Annotated in this window: 20 protein-coding genes; 16 read left to right on the top strand and 4 right to left on the bottom strand. The window is 71.6% G+C overall.

Annotated features, from left to right (window positions below; translation table 11 throughout):
• Window positions 1-124: 124 nt before the first annotated feature.
• The gene (locus tag ACFV57_RS15680; protein ID WP_385231230.1) at window positions 125-1,729 is read right to left on the bottom strand and encodes an oxidoreductase; all 1,605 of its coding nucleotides are present in this window, start codon (window positions 1,727-1,729) and stop codon (window positions 125-127) included.
• 411 nt (window positions 1,730-2,140) lie between these two features.
• On the opposite strand from ACFV57_RS15680, the gene hisD reads away from it, so the two are divergent.
• From hisD to ACFV57_RS15730, 10 genes are all read left to right on the top strand, one after another.
• Entirely contained in the window at window positions 2,141-3,463 is a 1,323-nt protein-coding gene (gene hisD, locus ACFV57_RS15685; RefSeq protein ID WP_385231233.1) for a histidinol dehydrogenase, read from the top strand.
• An 8-nt stretch (window positions 3,464-3,471) separates the two neighbouring features.
• On the top strand, window positions 3,472-4,587 hold the full coding sequence (locus ACFV57_RS15690; RefSeq protein ID WP_385231580.1) for a histidinol-phosphate transaminase: 1,116 nt from the start codon (window positions 3,472-3,474) through the stop codon (window positions 4,585-4,587).
• Window positions 4,584-5,177, top strand: coding sequence for an imidazoleglycerol-phosphate dehydratase HisB (hisB, locus tag ACFV57_RS15695; protein WP_003984418.1), 594 nt, complete (start codon window positions 4,584-4,586; stop codon window positions 5,175-5,177). Before ACFV57_RS15690 ends, hisB begins: the two co-directional genes overlap by 4 nt.
• Window positions 5,174-5,338 carry a hypothetical protein gene (locus tag ACFV57_RS15700; protein WP_385231237.1) on the top strand — a complete coding sequence of 55 codons (165 nt, stop codon included), beginning with the start codon at window positions 5,174-5,176 and terminating at the stop codon, window positions 5,336-5,338. Before hisB ends, ACFV57_RS15700 begins: the two co-directional genes overlap by 4 nt.
• On the top strand, window positions 5,329-5,982 hold the full coding sequence (hisH, locus tag ACFV57_RS15705; protein ID WP_385231240.1) for an imidazole glycerol phosphate synthase subunit HisH: 654 nt from the start codon (window positions 5,329-5,331) through the stop codon (window positions 5,980-5,982). The genes ACFV57_RS15700 and hisH overlap by 10 nt, the downstream gene beginning before the upstream one ends.
• An 11-nt stretch (window positions 5,983-5,993) precedes the next feature.
• Entirely contained in the window at window positions 5,994-6,719 is a 726-nt protein-coding gene (gene priA / locus ACFV57_RS15710) for a bifunctional 1-(5-phosphoribosyl)-5-((5-phosphoribosylamino)methylideneamino)imidazole-4-carboxamide isomerase/phosphoribosylanthranilate isomerase PriA (RefSeq protein ID WP_385231243.1), read from the top strand.
• Window positions 6,716-7,111 (top strand): RidA family protein, encoded by a 396-nt coding sequence (locus ACFV57_RS15715; protein WP_385231245.1) that lies wholly within the window; start codon window positions 6,716-6,718, stop codon window positions 7,109-7,111. Before priA ends, ACFV57_RS15715 begins: the two co-directional genes overlap by 4 nt.
• Window positions 7,108-7,863: an imidazole glycerol phosphate synthase subunit HisF gene (hisF, locus tag ACFV57_RS15720; RefSeq protein WP_385231248.1), complete on the top strand. Its 756-nt coding sequence runs from the start codon at window positions 7,108-7,110 to the stop codon at window positions 7,861-7,863. The genes ACFV57_RS15715 and hisF overlap by 4 nt, the downstream gene beginning before the upstream one ends.
• A gap of 205 nt (window positions 7,864-8,068) precedes the next feature.
• On the top strand, window positions 8,069-8,290 hold the full coding sequence (locus ACFV57_RS15725; protein ID WP_385231251.1) for a hypothetical protein: 222 nt from the start codon (window positions 8,069-8,071) through the stop codon (window positions 8,288-8,290).
• A 150-nt stretch (window positions 8,291-8,440) separates the two neighbouring features.
• On the top strand, window positions 8,441-9,208 hold the full coding sequence (locus tag ACFV57_RS15730) for a peptidoglycan DD-metalloendopeptidase family protein (protein WP_385231582.1): 768 nt from the start codon (window positions 8,441-8,443) through the stop codon (window positions 9,206-9,208).
• Between the two features lie 19 nt (window positions 9,209-9,227).
• Here ACFV57_RS15730 and ACFV57_RS15735 read toward each other — a convergent pair whose 3' ends face one another.
• From ACFV57_RS15735 to ACFV57_RS15745, 3 genes are read right to left on the bottom strand one after another with little or no spacing between them, the layout of a single operon-like run.
• Window positions 9,228-9,974: a succinate dehydrogenase/fumarate reductase iron-sulfur subunit gene (locus tag ACFV57_RS15735; RefSeq protein WP_385231254.1), complete on the bottom strand. Its 747-nt coding sequence runs from the start codon at window positions 9,972-9,974 to the stop codon at window positions 9,228-9,230.
• The gene (locus tag ACFV57_RS15740; RefSeq protein ID WP_385231257.1) at window positions 9,971-11,920 is read right to left on the bottom strand and encodes a fumarate reductase/succinate dehydrogenase flavoprotein subunit; all 1,950 of its coding nucleotides are present in this window, start codon (window positions 11,918-11,920) and stop codon (window positions 9,971-9,973) included. Before ACFV57_RS15740 ends, ACFV57_RS15735 begins: the two co-directional genes overlap by 4 nt.
• A gap of 1 nt (window position 11,921) precedes the next feature.
• The gene (locus ACFV57_RS15745) at window positions 11,922-12,626 is read right to left on the bottom strand and encodes a succinate dehydrogenase cytochrome b subunit (RefSeq protein WP_385231260.1); all 705 of its coding nucleotides are present in this window, start codon (window positions 12,624-12,626) and stop codon (window positions 11,922-11,924) included.
• 95 nt (window positions 12,627-12,721) lie between these two features.
• Between ACFV57_RS15745 and ACFV57_RS15750 the strand changes: the two genes are divergently transcribed.
• The 6 genes from ACFV57_RS15750 to ACFV57_RS15775 all read left to right on the top strand — a co-directional run bounded on the left by ACFV57_RS15750 (window position 12,722) and on the right by ACFV57_RS15775 (window position 18,410).
• Entirely contained in the window at window positions 12,722-13,624 is a 903-nt protein-coding gene (locus tag ACFV57_RS15750; RefSeq protein WP_385231263.1) for a LysR family transcriptional regulator, read from the top strand.
• Between the two features lie 274 nt (window positions 13,625-13,898).
• Window positions 13,899-14,465 carry a phosphoribosyltransferase family protein gene (locus tag ACFV57_RS15755; protein ID WP_385231266.1) on the top strand — a complete coding sequence of 189 codons (567 nt, stop codon included), beginning with the start codon at window positions 13,899-13,901 and terminating at the stop codon, window positions 14,463-14,465.
• 99 nt (window positions 14,466-14,564) lie between these two features.
• A complete protein-coding gene (locus ACFV57_RS15760; RefSeq protein WP_385231269.1) occupies window positions 14,565-15,533 on the top strand; it encodes a PLP-dependent cysteine synthase family protein in 969 nt (322 codons plus the stop codon).
• Entirely contained in the window at window positions 15,530-16,228 is a 699-nt protein-coding gene (locus tag ACFV57_RS15765) for a YggS family pyridoxal phosphate-dependent enzyme (protein ID WP_385231272.1), read from the top strand. The genes ACFV57_RS15760 and ACFV57_RS15765 overlap by 4 nt, the downstream gene beginning before the upstream one ends.
• A 9-nt stretch (window positions 16,229-16,237) precedes the next feature.
• Window positions 16,238-17,173 (top strand): EamA family transporter, encoded by a 936-nt coding sequence (locus ACFV57_RS15770; RefSeq protein ID WP_385231275.1) that lies wholly within the window; start codon window positions 16,238-16,240, stop codon window positions 17,171-17,173.
• Window positions 17,154-18,410, top strand: a complete 1,257-nt coding sequence (locus tag ACFV57_RS15775) for an ATP-grasp domain-containing protein (RefSeq protein ID WP_385231278.1) — start codon at window positions 17,154-17,156, stop codon at window positions 18,408-18,410. The genes ACFV57_RS15770 and ACFV57_RS15775 overlap by 20 nt, the downstream gene beginning before the upstream one ends.
• Window positions 18,411-18,431 lie beyond the last annotated feature (21 nt).

Here is an 18,431-nt window from a genome sequence, read left to right on the forward strand (position 1 = left end):
TTCCGGGGCCGCACAGCCCCGGAACGGGGGCCGGAAACCGCAGCGGGCCGCCGGGCAGCCCCTTCCGGAAGCCCGCCCCGCGGCACGCGCCCCCGCGCGCTCCTCCTGCCGGCGGCAGCCGCGACTACTGCCGGCGCAGCAGCCGCGACGCGCCCGCCGCGACCGTCGTCGCCAGAATCCACCCGGTCAGGATCATGACCGCGGCGACCCACTGGGAGCCGCCGTCCGGTTTCCACGACGAGCCCTGGTAGAGGTCGATCACCGGCAGCAGCAGGTCGAGGGAGTACAGGTACGGGTTCCAGGGCGGCGCCTCGCCGGGTTTGAGGGCCGGGGGAGGGGACTGGGCGAAGTAGACCGTGCCGAGCGCCCACAGGATCGCCATCCACACCGCGGCCCGCCCCGGCCGGTAGCCGTACGCCACCGTCCAGTCCTGGAGGATGCCCCACAGCTTGGCGGCCAGCGGCAGCGTCTCGCGCCGCCGCCGCTGCTTGGCGAGCAGCACCTCGCGCGCGTCGGAGTCCTCGCCGCCGCTGCGCAGGGCGGTGGCGAGCATCTCGTACGGCTCCGGCGCGTACTCCGGCGTGGCCGCGGCCACCCACTCCAGGCGCCGGGACAGCGGAAAGTGCCCGCGGGGGATGAGCGTCTCGTAATTGAAGCCCGCCATCCACAGCCCGCCGAGCCCCGGCCAGCTCGCCGCCTTGTCGACCAGGTTGACGACCCGCGCGCCGGACAGGATGACCCGCCCGCGCTGCGGCCGCTCACCCAGGAAGCGCAGCTCCGGGGTCTGGATGCGGCGCAGCGACAGCTCCTGGTCGGCCTCCATGATGAATCGCGCCTGCTCGAAGTCGACGGCGTCGCCGAACCGCCCGTCGTCCAGCCGCATCCCGCCCTCGCACTCGAAGCGCTGCATGCGGGTGCCGCGGGTGGGGGTGTGGGCGATGCCGTACGGGGGCGTGGCGGTCGCGCTGGAGAACGGCGAGCTGGCCAGGCCGGCGCCGGTCAGGTACAGCGTGCGCTCGACCGTCATCTGAGGGGCGTTCAGGGCGCGGCGCCCGTACGGGTTGCTCAGCCGGCTGCCGCGCAGGCTCAGCGACACGCCGATCGTCGCGCCGCGCAGCGACAGCTCTCCGTAGGACTCCATCATCTCGGCCTGGAGGTCCTGGGCGACGGTCAGCCCGTCCGCCATCACCGAGCGGCCCTGCCGGTCCTTGTGCACCACGGTCTGGTTGAGCAGCAGGTCCGTGCCGATGTGGGCGTCCGTCAGGCGGATGCCGGAGCGCACGACGCAGCGCGGCAGGTGCAGGTCGCCTTCGGTGTGCAGCCGCGCGGCCTCCACCCGGGGTATCGCGCAGCCGACCATCCGCAGAGTGGTGAAGCGGCTCTCGGGCAGCACGACCTCGTTCTGGAAGCGGCAGTCGCGCAACTCCACGAATGGCTTGATCGTGCCGCCCGCAAGGTCGAGAGTGTCGGTGATGTACGCACCCGCCAGCTTCAGCGCGGAGACCCGGCCGGGCTGCGCGGGCGGCCCCTCCAGCAGCAGGAGCGCCACGATCCGGGCGCGCACCCGCCGCTCCGGGCCCCACCGGAACTGCCCGTGCGGGTCGTCCCTGGCCGGGTCGCCGGTGCGCAGGTCGCAGGTGCTGCCGTTGCGGAACGCCTGCCACAGGCTCCACTCGGCAGGGTTCAGCATCAGCGCTGCGGGAGCGTCGCCCTCCTCCGGCGTGGTCACCGTGCTTTTCCCCCTTTCCCCGCTCCCCCGAGCGGGTCCGTACGGTCCCGCGTGCGCGGGGCCCGCGTCCAACCGTTTCCGCACGGCGGGCGCCCGCCCGGGTGACCGCCCGCCGGGTGTCCGCCGTATGCCTGCCGCGCGTGCCGGCCGGCACGCGCGGCCGTAGGTGCCGGGCCGGTCCCAGGAGCGCTCCCACGTCCCGTCCCCGTACGCCCGTCCCGCATTTCCGTACGTCCGTGCGAGTCCCATTCCCGCTGAGTGACCAGTCGAACACGAAACGTGAGGATCAGTTCGAGACGATCCCGGCCGGCTGTGCCCCCGGCCCCACCAGCCCCGACGCGGTCCCGGTGCTGTGTATCACCGACTGGTACGGGCGCCCGGGGCCGGCAACGGGTCTGAGACACTGGAGGGGTGATCTCCCGAATCGATCTGCGCGGTGACGCCCTCCCCGAGGGCGGCGCCCTGCGCGACCTGCTGCCCCGTGCCGAGTTCGATGTGGAAGCCGCCCTGGAGAAGGTGCGGCCCATCTGCGAGGACGTGCGCCATCGCGGGACGGCCGCGCTGATCGAGTACGCGCATCGGTTCGACGGGGTCGCCATCGAGCGGGTGCGCGTGCCGGCCGAGGCGCTGGAGCGGGCGCTCGCGGAGCTGGACCCGGCCGTCCGGGCCGCCCTGGAGGAGTCGATCCGGCGCGCCCGGATCGTCCACCGCGAGCAGCGCCGCACGGACGTCACCACCAAGGTCGTCCCCGGCGGCACGGTCACCGAGCGCTGGGTCCCGGTCGAGCGCGTCGGCCTGTATGTACCCGGTGGCCTGGCGGTTTACCCGTCCTCGGTGGTCATGAACGTGGTTCCGGCCCAGGAGGCGGGCGTCGCGGGCGTCGCCGTCACCTCCCCGCCGCAGGCGGAGTTCGGCGGCCTGCCGCACCCGACCATCCTCGCCGCCTGCGCGCTCCTCGGCGTGGACGAGGTGTACGCGGCCGGCGGCGCCCAGGCGATCGCGATGTTCGCGTACGGCACCGAAGAGTGCCGCCCGGTCAACCTGGTCACCGGCCCCGGCAACATCTACGTCGCCGCCGCCAAGCGCCTGCTCAAGGGCCGGATCGGCATCGACGCGGAGGCCGGTCCCACCGAGATCGCGGTCCTCGCGGACGCCACCGCCGACGCCGCGCACGTCGCCGCCGACCTGATCAGCCAGGCCGAGCACGACACGCTGGCCGCCGCCGTCCTGGTCACCGACTCGGCCGAACTGGCCGCCGCCGTCGAGACCGAGCTGAAGACCCAGGTGGCCGCCACCAAGCACACCGAGCGGATCAGCACCGCGCTGGCCGGGCGGCAGTCCGCGATCGTGCTGGTGGACGGCGTGGACGAGGGCCTGAAGGTCGTCGACGCGTACGGCGCCGAGCACCTGGAGATCCAGACCGCCGACGCGTCCGCCGTCGCCGCCCGGGTGCGCAACGCCGGCGCGATCTTCGTCGGCCCGTACGCCCCGGTCTCCCTCGGCGACTACTGCGCCGGCTCCAACCACGTCCTGCCCACCGGCGGCTGCGCCTGCCACTCCTCGGGCCTGTCCGTCCAGTCGTTCCTGCGCGGCATCCATGTCGTCGACTACAGCCGCGACGCGCTGGCCGAGGTCGCCCACCATGTGGTGACCCTCGCCGAGGCCGAGGACCTCCCGGCCCACGGCGCGGCGCTGAAGGCCAGGTTCGACTGGAAGATCCCGCAGGGCGAGTGAGCGAGCACGTGACGAAGATCGACGACCTTCCCATCCGGGACGAACTGCGCGGCAAGTCCCCGTACGGCGCGCCGCAGCTGGACGTACCCGTACGCCTGAACACCAACGAGAACCCGTACCCGCTGCCGGAGCCGCTGGTGCGGCGCATCGCCGAGCGGGTCACCGAGGCCGCCCGCGAGCTGAACCGCTACCCCGACCGGGACGCGGTCGAGCTGCGCACAGAACTGGCCGCCTACCTGACGCGCACCGGCGGCCACGAGGTCACCGCGGCCCACGTGTGGGCCGCCAACGGCTCCAACGAGGTCATCCAGCAGCTGCTGCAGACCTTCGGCGGCCCCGGCCGTACCGCCATCGGCTTCGAGCCCTCGTACTCGATGCACGGCCTGATCTCGCGCGGCACCGGCACCGGCTGGATCTCCGGCCCGCGCAACGACGACTTCACCATCGACGTCGAGGCGGCCGTGGCGGCCATCGGCGAGCTGCGGCCCGACGTGGTCTTCATCTGCTCGCCCAACAACCCCACCGGCACCGCCGTCGCCGCCGAAACGGTTCTCGCGCTGTACGAGGCCGCCCAGGCCGCCCGCGCGGACACCGGCGGCGCGCTGGTCGTCGTGGACGAGGCGTACGGCGAGTTCAGCCACCGTCCCTCACTGCTCCCGCTGATCGAGGGCCGGCCGAACATGGTCGTCTCGCGCACCATGTCCAAGGCGTTCGGCGCCGCCGGGCTGCGCCTGGGCTACCTGGCCGCCGACCCGGCCGTGGTCGACGCCGTCCAGCTCGTACGCCTGCCGTACCACCTCTCGTCCGTCACCCAGGCCACCGCGCTCGCCGCCCTGGAGCACACCGACACGCTCCTGAAGTACGTCGAACAGCTCAAGGCCGAGCGCGACCGGCTGGTGGACGAGCTCCGCGCGATCGGCTGCGAGGTGGTCGACTCCGACGCCAACTTCGTCCAGTTCGGCAGGTTCGACGACCAGCACGCGGCCTGGCAGGCCATCCTCGACCAGGGCGTCCTGGTCCGTGACAACGGCGTACCGGGCTGGCTGCGGGTCACCGCGGGAACCCCGGCCGAGAACGACGCGTTCCTCGACGCGGTCCGTGCAGTACTGAAGGAGAACCGATGAACCGCGTTGGGCGCGTGGAGCGCACCACGAAGGAGACCTCGGTGCTGGTCGAGATCGATCTCGACGGCACCGGGCAGGTCGACGTGTCGACAGGGGTCGGCTTCTACGACCACATGCTCGACCAGCTCGGCCGGCACGGTCTGTTCGACCTCAAGGTCAAGACCGACGGCGACCTGCACATCGACACCCACCACACCATCGAGGACACCGCCCTCGCGCTGGGTGCCGCCTTCAAGCAGGCCCTCGGCGACAAGGTCGGCATCTACCGCTTCGGCAACTGCACCGTCCCCCTGGACGAGTCGCTGGCCCAGGTGACCGTCGACCTCTCCGGGCGCCCCTACCTGGTGCACACCGAGCCGGAGAACATCGCGCCGATGATCGGCACGTACGACACGACGATGACCCGGCACATCCTGGAGTCCTTCGTCGCGCAGGCCCAGATCGCCCTGCACGTCCACGTCCCGTACGGGCGCAACGCCCACCACATCGTGGAGTGCCAGTTCAAGGCACTGGCCCGCGCGCTGCGGTACGCCAGCGAGCGCGACCCGCGCGCCGCCGGCATCCTCCCGTCCACCAAGGGAGCGCTGTGAACGGCCTGTCCACCGTCTTCATCGTGCTCGGGCTCTTCCTGCTCGGGGGGCTCTACTCCTTCTGGAAGCAGAAGATGGGCAAGAGCGTGCTCGTCCTGCTGGGTATCGGCTCGGCGATGTGCCTGATCGCCGGCATTCTCCGTCTGGATGTGTGGAATTGAGTACCGCACCCGCGAAGAAGGTCGTCGTCTTCGACTACGGCTTCGGCAACGTCCGCTCCGCCGAGCGCGCCCTCGCCCACGTCGGCGCGGACGTGGAGATCACCGGTGACTACGACAAGGCGATGAACGCCGACGGCCTGCTCGTCCCCGGCGTCGGCGCCTTCGCCGCCTGCATGAAGGGCCTGCGCGAGGCCCGCGGCGACTGGGTCGTCGGCCGCCGCCTGTCCGGCGGGCGCCCGGTCATGGGCATCTGCGTCGGCATGCAGATCCTCTTCTCCCGCGGCATCGAGCACGGCGTGGAGACCGAGGGCCTGGACGAGTGGCCCGGCACGGTCGGCCCGCTCAAGGCCGACGTCGTGCCGCACATGGGCTGGAACACCGTCCGGGCACCCGAGGGCACACGGCTGTTCGACGGTCTGCCCGACGACGCCCGCTACTACTTCGTGCACTCCTACGCCGTACGCGACTGGGAGCTGGAAGTCGGCAACCCCAACATGCGCGCGCCCCAGGTCACCTGGGCCACGCACGGCGAACCGTTCGTGGCCGCCGTCGAGAACGGCCCGCTGTGGGCCACCCAGTTCCACCCCGAGAAGTCCGGCGACGCCGGAGCCCAGCTGCTGTCCAACTGGACCCAGACCCTCTAGGACCCTCCGCGATGAGCAAGCTCGAACTCCTCCCCGCCGTCGACGTCCGCGACGGCCAGGCGGTCCGCCTGGTACACGGCGAGTCCGGCTCCGAGACGTCCTACGGCGACCCGCTGCAGGCCGCGCTGGCCTGGCAGCGGTCCGGCGCCGAGTGGCTGCACCTGGTCGACCTCGACGCGGCGTTCGGCACCGGCGACAACCGCGCGCAGATCGCCGAGGTCGCCCGGAGCATGGACATCAAGGTCGAACTCTCCGGCGGCATTCGCGACGACGCCTCCCTGGAGGCCGCGCTCGCCACCGGCTGCAAGCGCGTCAACCTCGGCACGGCCGCGCTGGAGACCCCCGAGTGGGTCGCCAAGGTCATCGCCGAGCACGGCGACAAGATCGCCGTCGGCCTGGACGTCCGCGGCACCACGCTGCGCGGGCGCGGCTGGACCCGCGACGGCGGCGACCTCTACGAGACGCTGGCCCGCCTGGACTCCGAGGGCTGCGCCCGCTACGTCGTCACCGACATCAACAAGGACGGCACCCTCCAGGGCCCCAACCTGGAGCTGCTGCGGGGCGTCTGCGCCGCGACCGACAAGCCGGTCGTCGCGTCCGGCGGCGTCTCCTGCCTTGACGACCTCCGCGCGATCGCCACCCTGGTACCGGAAGGCGTCGAAGGAGCCATCGTCGGCAAGGCGCTCTACGCCAAGGCATTCACCCTGGAAGAGGCATTGGAGGCCGTTTCGTCATGACCATCGAGCGCGCGCAGACCGACAGTCCCTGGGAAGAGATCATCGGCTTCGCGCGCGCCGTGGCGGCCGGCGACCGCGTCCTGGTCGCCGGCACGATGCCACTGGTCGGCGGCGTGCTGTACGGGGAAGGCGACCCGTACGAGCAGACCAAGGTCGCCTTCAGCAACGCGCTGGCGGCGCTGGAGCCGTTCGGGCTCGGGGCCGGTTCGGTCATCCGTACCCGTATGTACCTGACCCACGCGCGGGACGTGGACGAGGCGGCCCGCGCCCACAAGGAACTCTTCGACGCCGTACGGCCCGCCGCGACCCTGGTCGTGGTCTCCGGCTTCGCCGACTCGCGCGTACTGGTCGAAGTCGAACTCGAAGCATTCAGAGAGGCCACGAGCACATGACCCTGGCGGTCCGAGTCATCCCCTGCCTGGACGTGGACAACGGCCGGGTCGTCAAGGGCGTCAACTTCAAGAACCTCCGCGACGCCGGCGACCCCGTCGAAATGGCCAAGATCTACGGCCAGGAAGGCGCCGACGAGCTGACCTTCCTCGACATCACGGCCTCCTCCGGCAACCGCGAGACCACCTACGACGTGGTCCGCCGCACCGCCGAGCAGGTCTTCATCCCGCTCACCGTCGGCGGCGGCGTCCGCACCCCCGAGGACGTCGACAAACTCCTTCGCGCGGGCGCGGACAAGGTCGGCGTCAACACCGCCGCCATCGCCCGCCCCGAGCTGATCCGCGAGATCGCCGAACGCTTCGGCAGCCAGGTCCTGGTCCTGTCCGTCGACGCCCGCCGCACGGAGACCGGCTCCTTCGAGGTCACCACGCACGGCGGCCGCCGCGGCACCGGCATCGACGCCGTCGAGTGGGCCCACCGCGCCGCCGAACTGGGCGCCGGCGAGATCCTCCTGAACTCCATGGACGCCGACGGCACCAAGGACGGCTACGACGTCGAGATGATCGCCGCCGTCCGCAAACACGTCACCGTCCCGGTCATCGCCAGCGGCGGCGCCGGCCGCCTGGCCGACTTCCCGCCCGCCGTCGAGGCCGGCGCCGACGCGGTCCTGGCCGCCTCCGTCTTCCACTTCGGCGACCTGCGGATCGGTGAGGTGAAGGAGACGCTGCGGGGGGCGGGGCATCCGGTGCGGTGACCTGACGGCGCGCTCTTTCCGGGACGAGGCACCCTTCACGTGTTCGTGGAGGGTGCCTCGGTGTGCGTGCCCTGGGGCGCGGTGGCGCAGCCGAGGCGTGATGAGAACAGCCGGACGGACGGGGCAGGGGAACGGGTGTGCGTCCGGTCACCGGGGGTGACCGCTGATGCGGCGAGCACCCCGGCGGGTGCCCTAGCCTGCGGGCATGCCTTCAATCACGGTTGATCTCAGCGGCGGAGAACTGGCCGAACTGCGCGCCGAGGCGCAGCGGCTGGGCGTGCCGGTAGAGCGGTTGGCGCACGGGATCGTCTGCGAGAGCGTCGCGCGGGGAAGGCGGCAGCGGCGAACCGCCGAGAGCCGTGCCCGTATCGGGGCGGTCGGCTCGTTCGAGGCCGCATTGCGCCCGAGTGACGGCAAGGAAACGTGAACGAGGCTGCGAAGCGGCGGAGTTCGGGCGCGTAACGGGCCTATCGGGACAGCCGCTGTCCGATTCCCCCGTGGTGCTTGTGTTCATGGGCGGGGGCTCCCTACCGTTCTCGCGTTCGATCCCGGATGCCCACCGGAAGGACGCCCCGTGATGATGTTCTCCCCGACCGGCCGTCACCGAGCACCCCGTCGCCGCAGTGGCGCGGGGCGATTACTCACCCGCGCCTCGACCGCGGCCGCCACCCTCGCGCTGCCGGTCGTCGGCGCGTCCGTCGCCTCCGCCGCGGACGGCGGGACGTACACCGTCGCCCCCGGTGACAGCCTCTCCGAGATCGCCGCGAAGCAGGGCGTGAAGGGGGGCTGGGCGAAGCTGTACGCGAGCAACCGCTCGGCGGTCGGCGGTGATCCGGACCTGATCAAGGTCGGTACGAAACTGAAACTGAGCGGTCCGGCCGCGGCCCAGCCGCGGCGCACCTCCCGCGCCGCCGAGCGGCCCGCCGTGCGCGCCGCGGCCGGCGACGCCGTACGGCCCGTCAGCGGGGGCACGCTCACCGCCGGATTCGGTGCCGGCGGCAGCCACTGGGCGCACGGACACACCGGGCAGGACTTCGCCGTACCCGTCGGCACCGCCGTCCGTGCCGCCCGGGGCGGGACCGTCGTGAAGGCCGGCTGGGGCGGCGCGTTCGGGTACGAGGTCGTCGTCCGGCACCACAGCGGGTCGTACACGCAGTACGCGCATCTGTCGCAGATCCGGGTGCCCGTGGGCGCCACCGTCGGCGCCGGTGAGCGCATCGGGCGGTCCGGCGCCACCGGCAACGTCACCGGACCGCATCTGCACTTCGAGGTACGGGCCACCCCCGCCTACGGATCGGCCGTCGATCCGATGGCCTGGCTGCGGCGGCACGGCGCGTTCGACTGAGCCGCGGCCACCGGCCGCCTCACCGCCTGCCCTTGCGTGCCGCCCGTACGTACTCCCGGTTCATCTTCGTGATGCTGAACAGCGGGATGCCCTTCGGGCAGGCGGTGGCGCACTCCCCGGCGAGGGTGCAGCCGCCGAAGCCCTCCTCGTCCATGGTGGTGACCATGTCCAGGACCCGGGTCTCGCGCTCCGGCGCGCCCTGCGGGAGGACGTTGAGGTGGTTGACCTTCGCCGAGGTGAACAGCATCGCCGAACCGTTCGGGCAGGCCGCCACGCACGCGCCGCAGCCGATGCACTCCGCGTGTTCGAACGCGAAGTCGGCGTCCGGCTTCGGTACGGGCGTGGCGTGCGCCTCGGGCGCGGCGCCGGTGGGCGCGGTGATGTAGCCGCCGGACTGGATGATCCGGTCGAAGGCGGACCGGTCGACGACCAGGTCCCGTACGACGGGGAAGGCCGCCGCGCGCCACGGTTCGACGTCGATCGTGTCGCCGTCCCGGAACGACCGCATGTGCAGCTGGCAGCTGGTGGTGCGCTCCGGGCCGTGCGCCTCGCCGTTGATGACGAGGCTGCACGCGCCGCAGATGCCCTCGCGGCAGTCGTGGTCGAAGGCGACGGGGTCGTCGCCCTTGAGGATGAGTTCCTCGTTGAGGGTGTCGAGCATCTCCAGGAACGACATGTCGGGGGAGATGCCGTCCACGTCGTAGGTGGACATGCCGCCGTCGGCGCCGGCGTTCTTCTGCCGCCAGACGCGCAGGGTGAGCTTCATGCGTAGCTCCGCTGGGTGGGGTGGACGTACTCGAAGACCAGGTCTTCCTTGTGCAGGACGGGCGCGGCGCCGGTGGCGGTGAACTCCCAGGCGGCGGCGTAGGAGAACGCCTCGTCGCGGCGCTCGGCCTCGCCGTCGGCGGTCTGCGACTCCTCGCGGAAGTGGCCGCCGCAGGACTCCTCGCGGTGCAGCGCGTCGAGGCACATCAGCTCGGCGAGTTCCAGGTAGTCGACGATGCGGTTGGCCTTCTCCAGCGACTGGTTGAACTCCTCGCCGACGCCGGGCACCTTGATGCGCCGCCAGAACTCCTCGCGGATCTGCGGGATGCGGTCGAGGGCCTTGCGCAGGCCGGTCTCCGTACGGGCCATGCCGCACAGTTCCCACATCAGCTCGCCCAGTTCGCGGTGGAAGGAGTCGGGGGTGCGGTCGCCGTCGACGGACAGCAGGAGGTTGAGCTGGTCCTCCGTGTCGGCCAGGGCTTCCTGGACGGCGGGGTGATCGGCGGTGATCTCGTCGTGGTGGGGGTGGCGGGCCAGGTAGTCGTTGATCGTGGACGGCAGGACGAAGTAGCCGTCGGCCAGCCCCTGCATGAGGGCGGACGCGCCGAGCCGGTTGGCGCCGTGGTCGGAGAAGTTGGCCTCCCCGATGGCGAACAGACCGGGGACGGTGGTCTGAAGGTCGTAGTCGACCCACAGGCCGCCCATCGTGTAGTGCACGGCGGGGTAGATCCGCATCGGGACCTCGTACGGGTTCTCCGCGGTGATCCGCTCGTACATGTCGAAGAGATTGCCGTACTTCTCCTCGACGGCCTTGCGGCCCATCCGCGCGATGGCGTCCGCGAAGTCCAGGTAGACGCCCTGGCCGCCGGGGCCGACGCCGCGCCCCTCGTCGCAGACGTTCTTCGCGGCGCGGGAGGCGATGTCGCGGGGGACGAGGTTGCCGAAGGAGGGGTAGATCCGCTCCAGGTAGTAGTCGCGTTCGGCCTCGGGGATCTCGGCGGGCGGCCGGGCGTCCCCCTCGGCCTTCGGCACCCAGATGCGGCCGTCGTTGCGCAGCGACTCGCTCATCAGCGTGAGCTTGGACTGGTGGTCGCCGGTGCGCGGGATGCAGGTGGGGTGGATCTGGGTGAAGCAGGGGTTGGCGAAGTACGCGCCGCGCCGGTGGGCCCGCCAGACGGCGGTGGCGTTGGAGTTCATGGCGTTCGTCGACAGGTAGAACACGTTGCCGTAGCCGCCGGAGGCGAGGACGACGGCGTCCGCGAAGTAGGTGTCGATCCGGCCGGTGACCAGGTCGCGGGCGACGATGCCGCGCGCCCGGCCGTCCACCACGATCAGGTCCAGCATCTCCGTACGGGGGTGCAGCTCGACGTTGCCGGCGGCGATCTGGCGGGAGAGCGCCTGGTAGGCGCCGAGCAGCAGCTGCTGTCCGGTCTGGCCGCGGGCGTAGAACGTACGGGAGACCTGGACGCCGCCGAAGGAGCGGGTGTCGAGCAGGCCGCCGTACTCCCGGGCGAAGGGCACGCCCTGGGCCACGCACTGGTCGATGATCTCGACGGAGATCTGCGCCAGGCGGTGCACGTTGGACTCGCGGGCGCGGAAGTCGCCGCCCTTGACGGTGTCGTAGAACAGGCGGTGTACGGAGTCGCCGTCGTTGCGGTAGTTCTTCGCGGCGTTGATGCCGCCCTGCGCGGCGATCGAGTGGGCGCGGCGCGGCGAGTCCTGGTAGCAGAACTGCACGACGTGGTAGCCCTGTTCGGCGAGCGTGGCGCCCGCCGAGCCGCCCGCGAGGCCGGTGCCGACGACGATGACGGTGTGCTTGCGGCGGTTGGCCGGGTTGACCAGCTTGGCCGTGAAGCGGCGGGTGTCCCAGCGGTCGGCGACCGGGCCCTCGGGCGCCTTGGTGTCGGCGACCGGCTGCCCGGTCGCGTACTCGGTGTAGGAGGTCATGTCAGCTCACTGCTCCGGTCACGACGGCCACCGGTACGGCGACGAAGCCCGCCGTCAGTACCAGGGCGAGGAGGTTGGCGACGGCCTTGAGCACCCGGTCGCGGGCGGCGCTGCCGACGCCCAGCGTCTGCGCGGCGCTCCAGAACCCGTGCCGGACGTGCAGTCCGAGGGCGAGCATCGCCACGATGTAGAGCGTGGTGACGGGCCAGCGGTCGAAGGAGGCGATCAGGTTCTGGTACGGGTGCCCGGCCTCGGCCCGCGGGTTCACGGTCAGCGTCGTCAGGTCCAGGATGTGCCAGACGATGAACAGGGCGAGGATGATCCCGCCCCAGCGCATGGTGCGGGTGGCGTAGCTCTGGCGCTGCCGCTTGTGGACGTAACTGCTCGGGCGCGCCCTGATGTCGCGGCGGCTGAGCTGGAAGGCGGCCACGCCGTGGGTCAGCACGGCGGCCAGCAGCACGACTCGGGCGAGCCACAGGAACCACTCGTGGTGCAGGAAGGGCTCGCCGACGGTCCGCAGCCAGTGCGCGTAGCCGTTGAACTCGTCCGAACCGAAGAAGATCTTGAGGTTGCCCAGCATGTGCGCGACCAGGTACAGCAGCATCACCACGCCGCTGACCGCCATCGCGGTTTTCTTGCCGACGGTCGAGCGCCACAGCAGCCCCGCGAAGGACGGCCGTCGTTCCGTCCGGGTGTCCAGTGCCATGAGTCCTGACGTTAGGTACCGACCGGCTCATCAGTCCAAGACATGGAACGGCTCATCTCCATAGCCTCTCCCTATCGACGCCTATCATCGGGTGTATGCAGCTGCAGCAGCTCCGCTACTTCACGGCGGTCGCCGACACCCGCCACTTCACCCGCGCCGCCGAACGCGAGCACGTCGCGCAGCCCTCCCTGTCACAGCAGATCAAAGCCCTGGAACGGGAGCTGGGCGCCGAACTCTTCCATCGCGCGCGCGGCCACATCACCCTCACCGACGCGGGCCGGACGCTGCTGCCGCTGGCCCGGCGCATCCTCGCCGACACCGACACCGCCCGGCGCGAGGTGCAGGAGGTCGCGCAGCTGCGGCGCGGCCGGCTGCGCATCGGCGCGCCGCCCAGCCTGTGCGCGAGCCTGGTCCCGGACGTGCTGAGCGCCTTCCACACCGCCTATCCGGGCGTGGAACTGCTCGTCCACGAGGACGGTTCGCAGGATCTCGTACGGGTCCTCGCGGACGGCGAACTGGACCTCGCCCTGATCATCACGCCCCTCCCGGAGCAGGCCCCGGCGCTCGCCACCGACGAACTGCTGCGGGAGGAACTGGTCGTGGTCTCCGCGCCGGACCGGCCGGCGCCGGTGGGAGGCGGCCGGCGGATGCGCGTCGAGGACCTCCAGGACCGTCCGCTGGCGATGTTCCGGCGCGGCTACGACCTGCGGGAGTTCACCACGGCGGCATGCCGGGCGGCCGGCTTCGAGCCGGTCTTCACCGTCGAGGGCGGCGAGATGGACGCGGTGCTGGGCTTCGTACGGGCCGGTCTCGGCGTCGCGGTCGTCCCCAGCATGGTCGCCGAGCGCTCCGGACTGCGCGTCACCCGCTTCGCCACCGCGGACATGCACCGGGTGATCTCGGTGGCGCGCCGGGGGGACGTCTCGCCGCCGCGGGCCGCCCGCGAGCTCCGGCGCATCCTGCTGGCGCATCTGGGGCTGGAGCTGCCGGGCGGGTGACGGCCGGTGGCGCGTTGTCGCCCCCGAGGTCTCCCGGGACAACGGCGCTTTTCGGCCACTCGGTCGCAAAGGCGCACGCTCTCCCCGGGAACGGTGCCCTGGTAGCGGGGCCCGGGAACCGGCGGGCATCACAGGGGCCCCAAGGTGAACAGGCTGTTTCCGGGCAGAAGCCAGGGCGGCCATTGCCTTTTCTACCTTTGCGGCGATAAAAAAGCCTCACTTGCCGGGATAACGGCACGGCAATAGGCACACGGGGGAAGGCCAGGGAATGCCGATGTTGCTGGAAGAGGTTTACGCTGGTGCGCCGACCGTCAAATCCGGGCGGCACATCACCACCGTCAACGAATTCACCGACCAGTCGCCCGCACTGCGCCCGGAAGTACTCGCGGAGGCGACCCGGCGACTGATCGAACTGGGGGATTTCGGCTCCGGGAAGATCCTGGTCGAGGAGGACAAGGGAGCCATCATCGGCAGCGCGGTGTCACTGGCCGTGGGACTGCCGCTGGCCGTCGCCCGCTGGTACACCTACGACCTGAGCGGCCACGGCATCTCGGTGCCCATCGACAGCGAGTACTTCGCGGGCACGCTCTACATCAACGGCGTCGAGCCGGGCGACCGGGTGACGATCGTCGACGACACCATCAGCACCGGCGGCACCCTGATCGCCCTGATCGAGGCCGTCCGGGCGGTCGGCGCCCGGGTCGAGGAAGTCCTGGTGGCGGTCGAGAAACCGGAGAACGGCGGCCGCGAGCGGATCGCCGACCGCTTCGGCATCGACGTCCGCTCGGTCATCCGCATCGCCGTCGACCCGCACTCCGGGCGCGTGGTCGTCCTGGGCTGACCGCCGCACGGACACCGCGCCGCACGCCCTCGCGTCGCGCGTCCCCGCCGCCGTACGCCCGCCGACCGCACCCGTTCACACCCGCCCGAGGAGTTTTGTGTGAGCACGAACAACCCCGGCGCCGAGACCGGCCGCACGCAATTGTACGAACTGCGTCACATCGCCGAACCCGGAGCCGCCCGCATATTCGCGAAATGTGAATTCCGTAATCCCACCGGAAGCCACAAGGACCGCGTCTTCTCCTACATGCTCGACGAACTGGAGAAGACGGAATCGATCCGCCCCGGCATGACCCTGGTCGAATGTTCGACCGGAAACGGCGGCGCTGCCCTGTCCCGGGTCGGCGCGCAACGCGGCTATCGCATCGTCATCATCATGCCGGAGGGCATGACCGAGGAACGCCGCAAACAGATCGCGTCATGGGGCGGGACGGTCATCGAGACCTCCGCCGACGGCTTCCTGCTGGAGGGCGAGGAGACCGCCCGGCGGTACGTGGCCGAACACCCCGGCAGCCACTTCCTCGATCAGTCCACCAACGAACTGAACTGGCGCGCCTGGCGCTCCTGCGGCCACGAGATCGTCACCGACCTGCGCGCGGCAGGACAGGTTCCCGGCCACTTCATCTGCTCCATCGGCACCGGCGGCACCTTCACCGGGATCGCCGACGTCCTCAAGGACGCCCACCCCGGCCTGCGGACCTGGGCCGTCGAGGTGGACCGCTCGGCCGCCCTGTACGCCAAGCGCCACGGCCTGCCCTTCGAGCACCACACCCACAACCTGATGGGCCTGGGGCCGGGCAAGGTGCCGTCCAACCTTCGCGAGGAACTCGTCGACGAGGTCGAACTGATCACCGGCGACGACGGCTGGCACACCATGAAGCGCCTCATCTCCGAGGAGGGACTGCCCGTCGGGCCCACCGCCGGCGGCAACATCTTCGCCGCCCAGCGGCTGGCCAGGACCCTGCCCCCCGAAGAGATCGTGGTCACCGTGCTGTTCGACTCCGCCTGGAAGTACTTCAGCATCTGGGACGGCCGCTACGAGCAGTACCGGACGGGGCCGGACTCATGACCGCCGCGCACCCCGCCACGGAGGAGCCGGACATCGCCGGACGCCTGGCCGCCGTCACCCGCCGCCTCGGCCAGGCCTGCGCGCGGGCCGGGGTACCGCCCCGGGACGTACGCTTCGTCGCCGTCAGCAAGTTCCACGGCACGCCCGCGCTCACCGCGGCCCTGGAAGCCGGACACCGGCACTTCGGCGAGAGCCGGGTGCAGGAGGCCCAGGCCAAGTGGCCGCCGCTGCGCGAACGCCACCCCGGCACCCTGCTCCACCTCATCGGCCCGCTCCAGACCAACAAGGCCACCGCGGCCGTCCGCGCCTTCGACGTCCTGCACAGCGTGGACCGGCCCCGCCTGGCCGCGGCCCTGGCCACCGCCATGGAGCGCACCGGCCGCCGCCCGGACTGCTTCGTCCAGGTCAACATCGGCGACGAACCGCACAAGAGCGGAGTACCCGTCGCCGCGGCGGACGCGTTCGTCAAGGAGTGCCTGGACACGTACGGCCTGCCCGTCGTCGGACTGATGTGCATCCCGCCCTACGGGAGCGATCCGCGTCCGCACTTCGGACAGCTGCGCGCACTGGCCGCCGAAAGCGGTCTGCGGGAGCTCAGTATGGGGATGAGCGCCGACTTCGAGACCGCGGTGGCCGAAGGCGCGACCACGGTACGGGTCGGTGAGGCGGTCTTCGGGCCGCGCCCGCGCCCCTGAGGAGTCACCGTGGCCGCGCTGTTCGTCTTCAGTCTCTTCTCCGCCCTGGTGGACGTCTTCGCCTCCGAACGCCTGCAGCACGTGGACCCGGGGAGCGTGGCCGCGGTCGCCTTCACCCTCACCGGACTGTTCTTCTGCGTGCTGACCGCCGTCCGGCTGCGCCCGGCCCGGCTGGTCGCGGCCGTCCGGGCACACGCCGCCGACCTGGTCGTCCTGAACATCACCACCGCCGTGACCTGGCTGACCCTCCTGTACGCCCTCAAGCTCATGGAACCGGCCGTCACCAACGTCGTGTCGATCGCCGTCGGCCCGGCCTTCACCGTCCTCCTCCAGGTCCTGTGGTGGAAGCGGGACCGCGTCCTGCCGGGCGAGGTCCTCTCCTCGATCGGCATCCTGCTCACCCTGGCCGGACTGGTCTGGGCGTCACTGGACGGCCGCAGCGGCGTGGGCGACCGAGCCGCCCTGGCCATGACGCTGGGCCTGTGCGCCGCGGTGGCCTCCGGCGCCGGCGGGGCCGCCAACGTCGTCTTCTCCGCCCGCCTGGGCGCGGCCGGGGTGGACGTACCCACCGTCATGGGCCTGCGGTTCGCCCTGGTGGCGGCCGTCGGCTGGACACTGGCCGGCTTCTCCGGCGCCGAGCAGCTGGGCCGGGCGCTGGTGCCGGGCGCGGTGGTGGCCGTCATCGGCGTCTCGATACCCGCCTATCTGGTGCAGATCGGGGTGCGCAAGGTGACGCCCATGACCGCCTCCATGATCTGTTCGCTCGCCCCCGCCATGACCCTTCTGATCCAGCTGGCCGACTCCCGGCTGACGTTCTCGGTGCCGTCGGCCGTCGGCATCACCGTGATCACCGTCTTCATCGCGGCCGGGCTGCTGGCCCGCAGGGGCGCGCCACCGGCCGCGGTGGTCCAGGAAGGCAAGACCCATGCAGTGTCTGATCGTTGACGCCTACTCCACCGGCCGCTTCCTGCCGGGGGCCCTCGCCGAACGCGGCGTCAAGTGCGTCCATGTGCAGAGCACACCGGCCATTCCCGACTACCTCCGGCGCACCTTTCCCGAGGGCGCCTTCACCGACAACCTGCTGTACGACGGCGACCTGGAGGCGCTGCTGACGGCGGTCCGCGCCGCCGCCCCCGCCTTCGTCCTCCCCGGCAACGAGACCGGCGTCGACCTCGCCGACCTGCTCGCCCGACGCCTCGGCCTGCCCGCGAACGGCCGGGACGAGCGGCGGGTGCGGCGCGACAAGTACGACATGGCCATGGCCGTACGGGCCCACGGGCTGCGCGCCCCCGACACCCTGCGCACTTCCCGCTTCGATGCCGCCCTCGCCTGGGCGCGGGCACACGGCCGCTGGCCGCTGGTGGTCAAGCCCGCCGACAGCGCCGGCACCGACAACGTCTTCTTCTGCGCCGACGCCGTCGAACTGTGCACCGCCTTCAACCACATCCTCGGCTCGTCCAACATCCAGGGCGCCCGCAACCGGACCGTCGTCATCCAGGAACACCTGGCGGGCACCGAGTACTTCGCCAACACCGTCAGCGTCGACGGACGCCACCACATCGCGGAGATCTGGCGCTATCACAAGCGGCGCGGCCGCGGCGGCGCGGCGATCTACGACTACGAGGAGCCGCTGACGGCGGACGACCCCGCGGCCGCCGCCCTGCGGCCGTACCTCCTGGGCGTCCTGGACGCGCTCGGCGTGCGGCACGGACCCGCCCACTCGGAAGTCATGCTGACCGGTGAGGGGCCCGTCCTGATCGAGACCGGCGCCCGGCTGGCGGGCAGCATCCTGCCGCACGTCGTCAGCCGCTGCTTCGGCACCAACCACGTGGAGCTGACCGCCCTGGCCGGCAGCGACCCGGACGCGTTCGCCGCCCGTGGCGCGGGCCCGGCCGAGCCGCGCACCGGACTGCGCTACGTCTCGCTGATCTCCCCGTTCGCGGGGCGGCTGACGTCCCTGGCGGGCTTCGAGCGGCTGCGCGAGCTGCCCTCGTACGCCGACCACTTCCTCGGCGTACGGGCCGGCGCCTACCTCAGCCCCACGGTGGACTCGGCGACCTCGCCCGGCGTCTGCTACCTCCTGCACGAGGACGAGCGGCAGATCGAGGCCGACTACCGGCGGCTGCGCGCGCTGGAACTGGCGGAGCCGGGCGGCCTCTACGAGATCGACAGGAGGCGGTGAGCACGCGACGTCGCCCCCGCG

It is taken from the genome of Streptomyces sp. NPDC059788 (assembly GCF_042732265.1).
Lineage (GTDB): Bacteria > Actinomycetota > Actinomycetes > Streptomycetales > Streptomycetaceae > Streptomyces.

Bases quoted from the DNA above. Each gene is read 5' to 3' on its own strand.
- hisB (WP_003984418.1), top strand. From the start codon at position 4,584: ATGAACCGCGTTGGGCGCGTGGAGCGCACCACGAAGGAGACCTCGGTG.
- priA (WP_385231243.1), top strand. From the start codon at position 5,994: ATGAGCAAGCTCGAACTCCTCCCCGCCGTCGACGTCCGCGACGGCCAG.
- ACFV57_RS15715 (WP_385231245.1), top strand. From the start codon at position 6,716: ATGACCATCGAGCGCGCGCAGACCGACAGTCCCTGGGAAGAGATCATC.
- hisF (WP_385231248.1), top strand. From the start codon at position 7,108: ATGACCCTGGCGGTCCGAGTCATCCCCTGCCTGGACGTGGACAACGGC.
- ACFV57_RS15725 (WP_385231251.1), top strand. From the start codon at position 8,069: ATGCCTTCAATCACGGTTGATCTCAGCGGCGGAGAACTGGCCGAACTG.
- ACFV57_RS15730 (WP_385231582.1), top strand. From the start codon at position 8,441: ATGATGTTCTCCCCGACCGGCCGTCACCGAGCACCCCGTCGCCGCAGT.
- ACFV57_RS15735 (WP_385231254.1), bottom strand. From the start codon at position 9,974: ATGAAGCTCACCCTGCGCGTCTGGCGGCAGAAGAACGCCGGCGCCGAC.
- ACFV57_RS15740 (WP_385231257.1), bottom strand. From the start codon at position 11,920: ATGACCTCCTACACCGAGTACGCGACCGGGCAGCCGGTCGCCGACACC.
- ACFV57_RS15745 (WP_385231260.1), bottom strand. From the start codon at position 12,626: ATGGCACTGGACACCCGGACGGAACGACGGCCGTCCTTCGCGGGGCTG.
- ACFV57_RS15750 (WP_385231263.1), top strand. From the start codon at position 12,722: ATGCAGCTGCAGCAGCTCCGCTACTTCACGGCGGTCGCCGACACCCGC.
- ACFV57_RS15755 (WP_385231266.1), top strand. From the start codon at position 13,899: ATGTTGCTGGAAGAGGTTTACGCTGGTGCGCCGACCGTCAAATCCGGG.
- ACFV57_RS15765 (WP_385231272.1), top strand. From the start codon at position 15,530: ATGACCGCCGCGCACCCCGCCACGGAGGAGCCGGACATCGCCGGACGC.
- ACFV57_RS15775 (WP_385231278.1), top strand. From the start codon at position 17,154: ATGCAGTGTCTGATCGTTGACGCCTACTCCACCGGCCGCTTCCTGCCG.